Origin of the sequence: Acetobacter conturbans, assembly GCF_011516755.1 — a bacterium.
Taxonomy (GTDB): domain Bacteria; phylum Pseudomonadota; class Alphaproteobacteria; order Acetobacterales; family Acetobacteraceae; genus Acetobacter; species Acetobacter conturbans.
Window position 1 is genome coordinate 1 of sequence record NZ_WOSY01000023.1, and the last position, 12,286, is coordinate 12,286.

General features: G+C 59.3%; 10 protein-coding genes and 1 pseudogene. 8 read left to right on the forward strand and 3 right to left on the reverse strand.

Annotated elements, in window-relative coordinates:
- Nucleotides 1-443, reverse strand: a pseudogene (locus GOB81_RS15205) (transposase); the annotation flags it as partial.
- 252 nt (nucleotides 444-695) lie between these two features.
- Nucleotides 696-884, reverse strand: coding sequence for a hypothetical protein (locus GOB81_RS15210; protein ID WP_062446539.1), 189 nt, complete (start codon nucleotides 882-884; stop codon nucleotides 696-698).
- Nucleotides 885-1,045: 161 nt separating this feature from the next.
- Between GOB81_RS15210 and GOB81_RS15215 the strand changes: the two genes are divergently transcribed.
- The 7 genes from GOB81_RS15215 to GOB81_RS15245 all read left to right on the forward strand — a co-directional run bounded on the left by GOB81_RS15215 (nucleotide 1,046) and on the right by GOB81_RS15245 (nucleotide 10,314).
- On the forward strand, nucleotides 1,046-1,300 hold the full coding sequence (locus tag GOB81_RS15215) for a type II toxin-antitoxin system Phd/YefM family antitoxin (protein ID WP_173571181.1): 255 nt from the start codon (nucleotides 1,046-1,048) through the stop codon (nucleotides 1,298-1,300).
- On the forward strand, nucleotides 1,300-1,728 hold the full coding sequence (locus GOB81_RS15220; RefSeq protein WP_173571182.1) for a type II toxin-antitoxin system VapC family toxin: 429 nt from the start codon (nucleotides 1,300-1,302) through the stop codon (nucleotides 1,726-1,728). The genes GOB81_RS15215 and GOB81_RS15220 overlap by 1 nt, the downstream gene beginning before the upstream one ends.
- Nucleotides 1,721-1,966, forward strand: a complete 246-nt coding sequence (locus GOB81_RS15225) for a hypothetical protein (protein ID WP_173571183.1) — start codon at nucleotides 1,721-1,723, stop codon at nucleotides 1,964-1,966. The genes GOB81_RS15220 and GOB81_RS15225 overlap by 8 nt, the downstream gene beginning before the upstream one ends.
- Nucleotides 1,967-2,637: 671 nt before the next feature.
- Complete coding sequence (locus GOB81_RS15230; protein WP_408736938.1) at nucleotides 2,638-4,476, forward strand: hypothetical protein; 1,839 nt, start codon at nucleotides 2,638-2,640, stop codon at nucleotides 4,474-4,476.
- Nucleotides 4,477-4,509: 33 nt separating this feature from the next.
- Nucleotides 4,510-6,207 (forward strand): alpha-keto acid decarboxylase family protein, encoded by a 1,698-nt coding sequence (locus tag GOB81_RS15235; protein WP_173571185.1) that lies wholly within the window; start codon nucleotides 4,510-4,512, stop codon nucleotides 6,205-6,207.
- Nucleotides 6,208-6,286: 79 nt separating this feature from the next.
- A complete protein-coding gene (locus GOB81_RS15240; RefSeq protein ID WP_173571186.1) occupies nucleotides 6,287-7,582 on the forward strand; it encodes an MFS transporter in 1,296 nt (431 codons plus the stop codon).
- A 638-nt stretch (nucleotides 7,583-8,220) separates the two neighbouring features.
- Nucleotides 8,221-10,314, forward strand: a complete 2,094-nt coding sequence (locus GOB81_RS15245; RefSeq protein ID WP_173571187.1) for an FUSC family protein — start codon at nucleotides 8,221-8,223, stop codon at nucleotides 10,312-10,314.
- Nucleotides 10,315-10,587: 273 nt separating this feature from the next.
- Here the strand turns inward: GOB81_RS15245 and GOB81_RS18055 are convergent, their stop codons facing one another.
- The gene (locus GOB81_RS18055; RefSeq protein WP_408736939.1) at nucleotides 10,588-10,956 is read right to left on the reverse strand and encodes an alpha/beta fold hydrolase; all 369 of its coding nucleotides are present in this window, start codon (nucleotides 10,954-10,956) and stop codon (nucleotides 10,588-10,590) included.
- A 286-nt stretch (nucleotides 10,957-11,242) separates the two neighbouring features.
- Here GOB81_RS18055 and GOB81_RS15250 point away from each other — a divergent pair, with 286 nt between their 5' ends.
- On the forward strand, nucleotides 11,243-12,265 hold the full coding sequence (locus GOB81_RS15250) for an NAD(P)/FAD-dependent oxidoreductase (protein ID WP_173571188.1): 1,023 nt from the start codon (nucleotides 11,243-11,245) through the stop codon (nucleotides 12,263-12,265).
- The last annotated feature ends 21 nt before the right edge of the window (nucleotides 12,266-12,286 follow it).

Sequence of the window (12,286 nt, forward strand, 5' to 3'; positions counted from 1 at the left end):
GGCGTCGATCAGCCGCATCAGCTCCAGATTGGCCTCGCTCTGTGGCACAGGCCGATAGTAGACGCCCGACCGGTTGAGTTGCAGCAGCGTGCATTGCCGGATTATCGGCAGACGCGCTCGCTTCGGGTCAATCATCTGCCGCCTCTGATCACGCCCAACCGAGCAGAGGCATCGCGTAAAAAATCCCGTTCCACGAGAAGTTCGCCTATCTTCGCGTGCAGTTTCTCCACGTCAGCTGGGCTGACCGGGGGCTCAGCCACCGTCTTCCCGGAAAAGGTCGCCGCCATCCCCTCGATCGCCTGCCGTTTCCACTGGGCGATCATCGTCTGATGTACCCCATGTTTCGAAGCCAGTTCCGCCAGCGTCAGTTCCCCACGGATCGCCTCCAGCGCAACCCGTGACTTGAACTCTGCCGCATACCGTTTCCGCGTAACCTTGCCCATAAAACCCGTCCTCGTTCAGGCCAGATGATAGCTTATCGCCCTGTCCGAAAAATGGGGACCACCTCTGTCCCGATGCGCCGTCCAGCACTTCTGCTCCCCGTTGAACGTGGCACCGCCTCGGGCTGCTTCCTTACGGCGCTCAAACGGGACGCAAAGAGGAATGAGTGTCGTCAAGGCAATCACCACAAAAGGGACGGCCGAGCGTGGCCGCCGTGGAAAGAGGGAATGTCGAGGCGCTCGGGATATATCCCGTCAATGCTGATGGGACGACCCCGGATCACCCTCCCGCTTCGGGGCCACGCTCGCGTTTCCCTCAGTCGCGTCAGCAGAACTGTCCTTCGGCCGCGGGCTTTCCGAAGAGGCCGTGCGGCTGCGCGCCTCCGCCACGAGGCGTTTGACGCGCTCGACTGCCATTGCACCACCATGCTCCATCGTGTTCATCGGCTTTCTCCGTTCAGAATGTCAGCTCCAGGTCGGGCACCTGCCCTGTGAAGGACACTAGCTGGCCCGTTTGTGAGTGCAGACCGGAAGAGCCCGATTTCCATGGCGCTGTCTGCTCCATTGTAGTAATGTCGCTACATAAGAAGCAGGAGGCTCCCGAGATGACTGTCACCACATTTTCCAGTCGTGAGTTCAACCAGGACACGTCCCGGGCGAAGAAGGCTGCCGTTGAGGGGCCTGTCTTCATCACTGACCGCGGCAGGCCGGCGCATGTTCTGCTGAGCATCGACGACTATCGCCGGCTGACCCACAGACCGCGAAAGATCGCGGATGCACTCGCCCTGCCTGGTGCTGAAGACATCGAGTTCGATCCGACGCCCATGACCCTCGGCCTGCGTCCCGCGGACCTCGGTTGATGTTCCTGCTGGACACGAACGTTGTTTCCGAACTGCGAAAGGTGCGGGCGGGCAGGGCCGACCCCAATGTTGCAAGATGGGCAGAGCAGGTGGAGGCCGAGAGCCTTTTCCTGTCTGCCGTCACCGTCATGGAGCTGGATGTCGGTGTCATGCGGATCGAGCGCAGGGATCCCGCCCAGGGAAGCGTTCTGCGGAACTGGCTGGAGAACTACGTTCTACCCGAGTTTTCGAAGCGGGTACTTCCCATCGATCTGGCGGTCGCCCGCCGCTGCGCTCACCTGCATGTTCCGGATCCGGGCTCGGAGCGCGACACCCTCATCGCCGCGACCGGCCTGGTACATGGCATGACGGTTGTGACACGGAATACGAATGATTTCCGGTATTCGGGGGTGCCACTCCTCAATCCATGGAAAGCACAGCATGACTGATCGCCGGCAAGACTGCGGCATGGCCGATTGTGAAGCCCTGTTCGTCGAGGGACTGAGGCAGTTCGTGGATGCCTGCGCGTATATCAACGCCGCCTTCCCGAACGAAGCGGAAGACGCCCCCTGGACAGTAACGGTGCATCGTCTTGCAGCGAGCGCTGCTGAGGCAGCGGAGAACCTTGAAAATCCCTCCGCAAGTGAGATTGCCCTATGGGCGGACGAGGCAATGAAAGTCCGCTAAGGGGGGAGAGCAGACTGTCCGCTGGTGGACGTCGGTAAGTAAGAAGCTGCCATTCACATGCATGATGCTTGGGAGACGGTTAGTCGCCAATATCCTCATCATGGTCCTCCCCGCTAAAACAAGCCGCGTCGGTCCACGAATGGTCAGCCAACCGCTTCACCAAAGCTTATACCGGAGGGTCTGGGCTTTGATCTGTGTGAGACAGGCCGGTGCAGGACCCGGCAGGGCTCTGCCCTGGAACCCGGCAAAGGCTCGCCTTTGCAAACCGTTTTATGATCAGCAAACCGGGGTGCAGGGGCCTGCGGTCCCTGTCGGATCCGGGCTGAGTCCGGATACTCTCAACCGCAGGTCAGTCTTCACAACCTCTGGTGTAATAGAGTTGCCTGGCCTCTTTCCGTAACATTAAGATCATTTGTATTTTTTCGATTTAATGTATTCAGATATGATGCTTTCTTAAATTCGGAAAACCCGTTTCCGAAATGCGCAGGAAATTTTCGTTCCGCAGATCTGATAATATTTCTCGTTTTTCCAATGGCCCTGTCAGAGCCACTCGTGGCCGCCACCCTGTCGAAACTGATAGCGAATTCGGAATGAGGACATTTCAAAAAAAATCTCTTTATCTTGATGCGTATCAAATACGCGCCCGTCGCAGGGCGTTAGAATACGCGCCAATGACAGAACCATCTCCGCCCCGTTTCCGTGTCTTTTTGAAGCGAAATATTTTCGTTTTGTGCGCGGGTGCGGGGGTGCTGACATTTTTCGCCCCCCCCGCCCGGGCAAACGATGACGACGATGAACTCACCGCCATTAAAGAGCAGATCCACGCTCTTGAAAGCAGGGTTGTCGCCATCGAAAAGCACCGCCACGGACAGCGGGTAACCAGTGGTAAAGGGCGCCAGAGTATCTCCGGCCTGACACGCCAGTCGTCAGCGAGCCTGAAGAAACCACTCGATCTGGCAGGCGGTGGCGGAGAGACGCCGGTTGAACCGCAGGCAGAGTTTTCTGCCGGAAAACCACGCGAGCCATTCTTTCATTTCGGTAGCCCGCAACAGTCCGGCGGATCGCAACAGACTGCGGCGGATGAGAGATCATCAGTCGATCTCAGTTCCTCCAGCCCCCTGGCCATCACGCAGACATCGGTCGATCGCCTGCCACCCGTGTTCAGCATCGGCAATATTTCTGTCAGAATTGGCGGTTTTCTTGAGCTCTCAAATATCTGGCGTGACTCAAACCTGACCAGCGGCCCCGCCACTGCATGGAATAATTTCCCCTACGCAAACAGTCCCAATCACGGGCTGAGCGAAGAACGCCTCTCCGCTCAGCTCAGCCGCCTGTCGACTTTGCTTGAGGCTAACCCGACCCCGTCCACCCGTCTTCAGGCCTATATCGAGTCCGATTTCGGCGGCTCGGGGGGCTCGACAAACAGCGTGCAGATCAATGGATATGTCCCGAGACTGCGTCAGGGATATTTCACCTTCACGCAAAAAGACTGGGGCTTCCATCTTCTCATGGGGCAGGCCTGGAGCCTCGCGACCGGTTATGCAAAAGGTGTGTTGCCCAGAAATGAGCAGCTGCCAGCCGTCACCGATAACAACCAGATCCCTGGCATCACGTTCACCCGTGTCCCCCAGATCCGGATCGGTAAGGACTGGGGGCAGAAATACTGGCTCGCCCTCTCCATCGAAGACCCGCAGGCAACCGTGGCCTATTCCTCCACCGTCGCCTCGGGTGACAGACTGCCCGCAGTGGGAAGCAATACCGTGGGGCCGCGCGTCTATTACGAAAACGCCGGCGGCGCCCTCCTCAATCCCGACACCCAGTACACTGATAACCCGGTGCCGGATATCATTCTGAAAAGCGCGGTCGATACGTCAGTGGGCCATTACGAAGTTTTCGGGCTGGCGCGCTGGTTCCGCTCGGTCATCCAGTCCCCCGGCGCGGCCCGCACACATAAGGACACACAGTTCGGCGGAGGTGTCGGCGGCGGTATGACCGTGCCGCTCGGCACGCCAAAACTCCAGCTGACCGGCAACGTCATCGCTGGCGAAGGGATCGGTCGTTACGGACCCACTCTCCTGCCGGACACAACATTCAACAGTCGTGGACAGCTTACCCCTGTCCCGGAACTGCGTGGTGCGCTGGGTCTGATCGGACACCCAGACAAATCCGTCCTGCTTTATCTGTACGGTGGTGTCGAAACGGCAGGACGCCGGCGATACACCGCCGCCAACGGAAGCCAGTATGGATACGGAATCACCGACCAGAATCTCAGCGGCTGCGACATCGAATTCGGAACCTGCAACGCGCAGACCCGGACACTCGCCTCGTTTACGACCGGTGGGTGGTGGCACTTCCTTGACGGCCAGTATGGCAGCGTCATGGCAGGTGTTCAGTATACTTATATCCGGAAATTTGCCTTTCGCGGCAATGATGGCATGGGCAACAGTGTCTACCCGACCACCACGGGTAACACGGTCTATGTCACGTTCCGATATCTTCCTTTCCAGTAATGGAAAATCAGAATTAAAACCGGAGAGACAGGTATGACCTACACAGTTGGCACTTACCTCGCAGAACGTTTCGCGCAGATCGGGTTGAAACATCACTTCGCCGTAGCCGGTGACTACAATCTCGTCCTGCTCGATCAGCTTCTGAAAAATAAAGGCTGCGAACAGGTTTACTGCTCGAACGAACTGAACTGCGGCTTCTCCGCCGAAGGTTACGCCCGCGCCAACGGCGCCGCGGCGGCCGTCGTCACCTTCAGCGTCGGCGCGCTCTCGGCTCTGAACGCCATTGGCGGCGCTTATGCCGAAAACCTGCCCGTCATCCTCGTCTCCGGCGCACCAAACTCCAACGATCACGGCAGCGGCCATATCCTCCACCACACCATCGGCAGCACCGATTACGGCTACCAGCTCCGTATTGCAAAGGAGCTGACCTGTGCCGCCGTGTCCATCATCTCCGCGGAAGACGCACCGGAGAAAATCGATTACGCGATCCGCACCGCCCTGCGTGAGAAAAAGCCCGCCTATATCGAAATCGCCTGCAATGTTTCCGGGCAGCCCTGCCGCGCTCCGGGCCCGATCAGCAGCGTCATCAATGAACCGGCTTCCGACGCTGACACACTGACCGTCGCCGTCAAAGCTGTCTCCGACTTCATTGAAAGCAGGGAAAAGCCCGTCATCCTCATCGGCAGCAAACTGCGCGCCGCCGGAGCCGAAGACGCCGCAATCCGTCTGGCCGACGCCCTTGGGTCCTGTGTCGCGACAATGGGCGCCGCCAAAAGCTTCTTTCCCGAAGATCACGCAAACTATATCGGCACATTCTGGGGTGATGCCAGCTCGCCGAAGGTCAATGACATCTTCAACTGGTCAGACAGCGTTCTGGCTCTCGGCTGTATCTTCAATGATTACTCGACCGAAGGCTGGACCGCATGGCCAAAAGGTGCCGGCGTCGTCAACGCTGATAAAGAAACGACAACGGTTGGCGATCAGTCTTTCAATAATATCCACCTGCGCGATCTTATCGACGGTGTCGCAAAGCACTTCGCCGGCAAAGCAAAAAAAGACGCGACCATGATCGAATACCGCCGTGTCGGTGGCGGCGTGACGGAAACAGCGCCTGAAGCCGGCAAAAAAGACAGCAAACTAACCCGCGAGCACATCCAGCGCGCGCTGCAGTCCATCGTCACAGCTGACACCACTATCTTCGGCGAAACCGGAGACTCCTGGTTCAACGTCAACCGCACGAAACTTCCCCGTGGCGCGCGCGTGGAATACGAAATGCAGTGGGGCCATATCGGCTGGTCGGTGCCCTCCATGTTCGGATACGCCGTCGGAGCGCCGGAACGCCGCAATATCCTGATGGTCGGTGATGGTTCCTTCCAGCTCACCGCTCAGGAAGTCGGCCAGATGACCCGCCGCAAATTACCGGTCATCATCTTCCTCATCAACAATGGCGGCTACACAATCGAAGTGGAAATCCACGACGGGCCATACAACAACATCAAAAACTGGAACTACGGCGCCGTCATCGAAGGCTTCAACGCCGAAGACGGTAAAGGCAAAGGCCTCCGTGCGACAACATTCGGAGAACTGGATGACGCCGTGAAAACCGCACTGGCGCACAGAGACGGCCCGACCCTGATCGAATGCGTTATCCCGCGTGATGACTGCACGAGCGAACTCATCTCCTGGGGACGGCACGTCGCCACGGCCAACGCCCGCCCGCCCGCGAAATAAGCAACGCTCTTCGCCGCAGACAGGCGACCTTCGGGTCGCCTGTTTTGTCTGAACGCCAAACCCGATTTCCGGAACCCCCATGACCGCCACTCCGCCCCCGGCGACAGCATCGCCCGCGGCCTCCGCCACGCCCGCTCCGCAGCCGCAGAAACTTCAGCCCCTCTACGTGCTGGCCTGGTTTCTCTGCGCCCTGTTCTATTTCTATCAATACGCGATCCGCTCTGCCCCCGGCATCATGCAGAATGAGCTGACAGCGGCCTGGGGTAACAGCCATCTCGGGCTGATGATCGCGTCCTACTACATCGTCTACGCCCTCATGGCCCTCGTCGTCGGCGTCCTGCTCGACCGCTACGGCGCCCATGCCATCCTTCCGGGCTTCATCGCCGTCACCGGCGTCGGATGCCTCATCTTCGCTCAGGGCAGCGCTCCCGCCGGCGTCGGCGGCTACATCATCCAGGCCATCGGAGCCATCTGCGCCTTCGTCGGTGCCTCCTACGTCGCCGCCCGATACCTCCCGGCCCGAACGCTGGCTCTCTTCGTCGGCCTTACACAGTGCCTCGGCATGGCAGGCGCCGCTTTCGGCTCCAAACCAACCCGCATGCTCATCGATCCGCAGGGAAGCTGGCACGTCTCATGGCCACATATCTGGCTTGGTTTCGGCGTTATCGGCCTGATCCTCGCCGCTGCCGTCTGGGTCATCATGCCGCGCGATTCAGGGGACAGCACCCGGCATCACGGTGACCTTACCGCCGCCAATCTTCTCAGTCCGTTCAAAATCATCTTCTCCAACCCCCAGAGCTGGTGTGCCGGACTCATCGGCGGCCTTCTCTTCGTGCCCACAACAATCGGCGCACTCGGCTGGGGCGCTTCCATGCTGAGTGTCGGCGAACACACCACCATGGGCTTCGCCGCTTCCGATGTCTCCATGGTCCCCATTGGCTGGGTCATCGGATGCCCGCTGCTGGGATGGATCTCCGATAAGATCGGAAGACGTAAACCGGTTCTGTTCGGAGGCGCCGTCGTGCTGCTGGCAGCATCGCTCTGCGCCCTCTACGTGCCCGTCGGCATCATGCCAAAATATGTGGTCGCCCTCGTCATGGGCATCGCCTCCGGCGCCGCCATGATCCCGTTCTCCTCCATGAAAGAGGTCAACCCGCCCCAGGTCAAAGGCACCGCCGCCGGCGTCATGAATTTCCTCGTGTTCGGTACAACCGGCATCATGTCTCCCCTCGTTTCTGCTCTCATGGGCAAAGGCGAGGTGCTGAGCATGGCAGAATACCGGCACGCCTTCATGCCGCTCATCATTGGCATCGTCATTGCCATCGGCCTGTCCTTCTTCCTGCGCGAAACAGGCTGGGCTGCCCGAAAAGCGTAAACCGAACCGCGTATACCCGGAGAGGGGACGGCACTCCTCTCTGCCCGTTCGATACCTTCATAAATTGCAGTGCTGTTCACACGTCCTGTCAAAGGCTGTGAAGAGTGCGCCGTGAAGGAGAGCATCCGGGGTCAGCCCGGACCCGGCAGGACCACGAGCCCCTGCACTTCGGTTTGCTGATAAACAACGGTTTGCAAAGGCTCTGTTGTCATTAAGTGCTGGCTCGTTCCCAGGGCTTTGCCCTGGAACCCACCAAAGGTCACAGACCTTTGGAAACCATTTTATGATTAATCAATCGGGGTGCAGGGGCCGTCGTGCGCAGCACGCCTTCGCGTGACGGTCCCTGCCGGGTTCGGGCAGAGCCCGGTCTTCTGCCAGCCCTTTGAAAAATCACAGATCAACACGTAACGACAACAGAGCCTTTCCAAAGGTCTGCGACCTTTGGCGGGTTGCCGTATCAATCCCGCACAGATTATTAAGGTCAGATCCATCGGTATAACCTGTATCCGGACAGTTTTTCTTCCCGGAGCACAGCATTTCAGATGGCATACCTCCCGCCCCACTGATAAAGCACCCCGGTCAGCAGCGTGTCGCTGTAACGGCCCGCCAGTTTCCGTAAGAGATGAAAATCTGCCTCTGTGACTAAGAAGTCAGTAATACAAAGCCTGAAAAGATGGAACTGGCTTTTCGCCCCGTCCATCCCGGATCTGGTCTTCTCCCTCAGAACCACCATCACCTCTCTGGTCGCGTTAAGTATCGCCCTGTGGATGGAACTCGGCCAGCCCCAGTGGGCCGCCATGACCGTCTGGATCGTCGCTCAGAATACCATCGGCGAAAGCCTGTCCAAGGCACACTGGCGCGTCGTCGGAACCCTGGCCGGCGCCGTGGCCGCGATCATGCTCGTGGCAGCCTCGCCGCAGCAGCCCTGGCTGTTCTTCCCGCTGCTCGCCGGCTGGATCGGTCTCTGCGCCGGCCTCGGAACGCTGTGCCACAATTACCATAGCTATACGTTCGTACTGATGGGCTTTACCTGCGCGATCATCTCTGTGTCCGCCATCGACACACCGGATCAGGTCTTCAGTATCGCCGTCGCGCGAAGCACCTACATCCTCCTCGGCGTCGTCTGTGAAATGACCGTCGCCCTCATCTGCGAACCCAATGTCGCCAGCCACGCCAGAGCCGCCGTCCGCCACAACCTTCAGGACATCATTGAAGGAACCGCTTCCGTCGTCCGGGACGTCCTCATCTCCCACGCTCCGCCGGAACGGGATCTCTACAACACCTTCTCCCGCGTCATGACGCTCAATGACAGGATAGAGTTCAGCGCCATCGAAACCGGCCATTCCGGGCCAATGGTCGCCTCCGCCCGGGCGACGCTGGGACAGGCCGCAAAGTTCATGTCCCGTGGTCTCGGGATGCAAACCCGCCTCGCCCTGTCCGGACAGAAAAACGGCCGGTTCGCGCAGCCCGTCGTGGCAGCCTTCGCTGACTTTCTCGCAGCCATGCCCCGATTCCTCGATTCCGACGCCGGGGTGACACAACTCTGCACCCACGCCGACACCCTGCTCCGGACCTGCGAAACCTCAATCGAACAAACAGCACGTCTGGAGAACGGCAGCTCAGAACAGCGTGCTTTTGTCGATGACCGTATCGTTCTCCAGGGGATAGCCCTCCTGCTGTCCGAACTCACACTGCTGCTGAACTGTTTCAGAGGTACAGGTCCCGACAAACAGGCCCTCGGCGCTCTCCGTCTCGTTCGCCCGGCGCATGGACGCGCCGCCCTCTCCAATGGTCTCCGCTCCTTCATCGCCGTGCTCATCGCCGCCCTCATCTGGGAAATTACAGCCTGGCCCACGGGCACCCTTTTCGTCATGTTCGTGTCCGTGATCTGCGCACGTTTCGCGTCATTCTCCAACACAGTGATCGCCAGTAAAAACTTCTTCCTCGGCGCGGTCTGGGCCGTTATCGCCGCTGTCATTCCGGTCTTCCTCGTCATGCCAGTCACGTCGGACTACCCGGTGTTATGTTTCGCCGCAGGTATTCCCATGATCATCGGCGGGCTGGTCAACCGCCACCCGGCCACCGCCGCCATGGGCGCGTCCTTCGTCAATTTCTTTCCCTACATGCTGGAACCTGAAAATCATTTCCGCATCAACGAACTGCAATGGTTCAACAGTTCCATGGCCCTGCTGACCGGTCTCGGTTTCGGTGTGCTGATCTTCCGCTATCTGTTTCCCTTCAGCTTCGTCCGGTTTCACCGAAATTTCCGCGCGATCATCGAAAATGACCTGAGAAACATTGTCGGGCGCAACAGCCGGATGACCGACCAGCTCTGGCTCGGCGAAATCATCGAAGAGATGGAGCGCCTCATCGCCCACGACGCCGGACGAGACCCATCTCAAACGGACGCCTGGCTCAGTAGCGCATTCTCTGTCATGACCGTCGGCAGAAATCTGCTCTACGTAAAGTTCCTGCTGACGAAAAGAGCCCTGCCGCCTTCCGTTGAAACAGAACTCACGCGCCTCTTCGAAATCCTGGAAAGCACCGCAGTTACCAGCCACGAAAAGCTGGAGGCGATCACAGGCGCGGAAAGCGCCCTCTATCAGACAGAAGCCCGATCAGAAGAAATCGGCCAGCGTATTCAGATCAGCGACGTCATCGGCTGCCTCTCCATCGCGGTCAAAGAACTCGGAAAAAACACCAGTTTTCAGAAACAGCATAATTTCCGGTGATGATGCCACCTGCAACCACAGCGATTTTCGCCTCATCCGGAATCTGACACCACTTCAGAATGGTAAAAAAACATCATGGCAGAGGGTCTGGGCTTTGACCTGCGTGAGACTGGCAGGCGCAGGACTGGTTGTGCAGGATTGGCAGGGCTCTGCCCTGGAACCCGGCAAAGGCTCGCCTTTGCAAACCGTTTTATGATCAGCAGACCGGAATGCAGGGGCCTGTGGTCCCTGCCGGGTGCGGGCTGAGCCCGGATCTCATCCACAGCTCAGTCTTCACAGCCTCTGGTATAAGTCTGCCACGGCTCCCGGCATTGCCGTTCTGACTGATAATAGCTGAAACGCGCTCAGGAAATTGTAATGCGACCCGCAGGCCAACCGGCGCGCCATAATCGAATATACAGAGTGAGAATTTATCCAGCCCGGCACAATGATGCGATAATGATCCGCCAGCAGCGGTATTAAATCCCAAAACATATGGCTGGCAGTCGGAAATCCGTGCAGCAATAACAGGATCGGTGCGTTCGCCGGACCTGCCTCCCGATAAAAAACCCGACGTCGCCAACAGCCTGTCTGTAAAATCCAACACGCATGACCATCTCCTGACGGCGCCATGCTATTCATCAAAAATCGTCTGCCGATCATCCGGGTTGCTGCTGTCGTCCCGGCAGGACGAGAAGAACAGCGGGTGAGCCAGGAGAGCAGACAGCGTTTTTATGCGTCCCGGCAGGCAAAGCATCCCCCGGTCCCGCCCGGATAATCCACGCAATGTGGCGAAGGGCCCTCTGGCGATGATGGCGAGAAAAACCGCCCCCCTCCATCGTCACCACACCGCCCGCCATTGCCTCCCGCTCCCGTCTGTCGCAAATATCCCCCCCGCAACCCACGGCCCCGGATCCGGCCACTCACAGCAGACAGGAGCAGCGCGACCATGACAGGCGAAACGATCACAACAGACGTCGCCATCATCGGAGCCGGCCCCACCGGCCTGTTCGCCGCTTTCGAATGTGGAATGCTCAAACTGAACAGCATCCTCATCGACGCCCTCACCGATATCGGTGGCCAGTGCACCGCGCTCTACCCTGAGAAACCAATCTACGACATCCCGGCACTCCCCGCCGTCGAAGGCGCCCGCCTGATCGAAAACCTCGCCGAACAGATCGAACCCTTCAACGTCCCGCGCCTCCTCGGTCGCCGCGTCGAAACCCTCACAGGCTATCGCGGTGCCTTCACGCTTGGCACCAGCAAAGGCGACACCATCCACGCCAGAGCCGTCATCATCGCCGCCGGTGCAGGGGCCTTCGGTCCCAACCGCCCCCCACTCGAAAACCTCGAAGCCTTCGAGGCCACCGGCGGTGTGCAATATTATGTCCGCCGTCGCGCTGATTTCGCCGACAAAACCCTCGTCATCGCCGGCGGCGGCGACTCAGCGCTCGACTGGGCCCTGTCCCTCCGTGAAGTTGCCAGCAAGATCTACCTCGTCCACCGCCGCGACAAATTCCGCGCTGCCCCCGAAAGCCTCCGTCAGCTCGAAGAGGCTGTCACAGCAGGCGAGATCGAGAAAATCACCCCCTATCAGCTCAAATCCCTGAAAGGGGAGGGTGGAATCCTTACCGGCGTCGAACTCGCCACCCTGGATGGTGACGCACGCACCCTTGATGCCGACCACCTCCTCGCCTTCTTCGGCCTCGCCACCGATCTGGGCCCCGTCGCCCAATGGGGCATGGACCAGATCCGCTCCACCATCCCCGTGACGCCCTCAACCTGCGAAACCAGTCTCCCCGGCGTTTTCGCCATCGGCGACGTCGCAACCTATCCCGGCAAACTCAAACTCATTCTCCAGGGTTTCAGCGAAGCCGCCATGGCCACCCACGCCATCTACCCGATCGTAAACCCCGAACAGGCGCTCCACTTCGAATACTCCACCAGCAAAGGCGTTCCAGACACGAAATGATCGGCTGGCGCCTCTCTCCCG

What these genes read in the sequence shown, in the direction of transcription:
- GOB81_RS15210 (WP_062446539.1), bottom strand. Translation starts at nt 884, where the DNA reads ATGAACACGATGGAGCATGGTGGTGCAATGGCAGTCGAGCGCGTCAAA.
- GOB81_RS15215 (WP_173571181.1), top strand. Translation starts at nt 1,046, where the DNA reads ATGACTGTCACCACATTTTCCAGTCGTGAGTTCAACCAGGACACGTCC.
- GOB81_RS15220 (WP_173571182.1), top strand. Translation starts at nt 1,300, where the DNA reads ATGTTCCTGCTGGACACGAACGTTGTTTCCGAACTGCGAAAGGTGCGG.
- GOB81_RS15225 (WP_173571183.1), top strand. Translation starts at nt 1,721, where the DNA reads ATGACTGATCGCCGGCAAGACTGCGGCATGGCCGATTGTGAAGCCCTG.
- GOB81_RS15230 (WP_408736938.1), top strand. Translation starts at nt 2,638, where the DNA reads ATGACAGAACCATCTCCGCCCCGTTTCCGTGTCTTTTTGAAGCGAAAT.
- GOB81_RS15235 (WP_173571185.1), top strand. Translation starts at nt 4,510, where the DNA reads ATGACCTACACAGTTGGCACTTACCTCGCAGAACGTTTCGCGCAGATC.
- GOB81_RS15240 (WP_173571186.1), top strand. Translation starts at nt 6,287, where the DNA reads ATGACCGCCACTCCGCCCCCGGCGACAGCATCGCCCGCGGCCTCCGCC.
- GOB81_RS18055 (WP_408736939.1), bottom strand. Translation starts at nt 10,956, where the DNA reads ATGATCGGCAGACGATTTTTGATGAATAGCATGGCGCCGTCAGGAGAT.
- GOB81_RS15250 (WP_173571188.1), top strand. Translation starts at nt 11,243, where the DNA reads ATGACAGGCGAAACGATCACAACAGACGTCGCCATCATCGGAGCCGGC.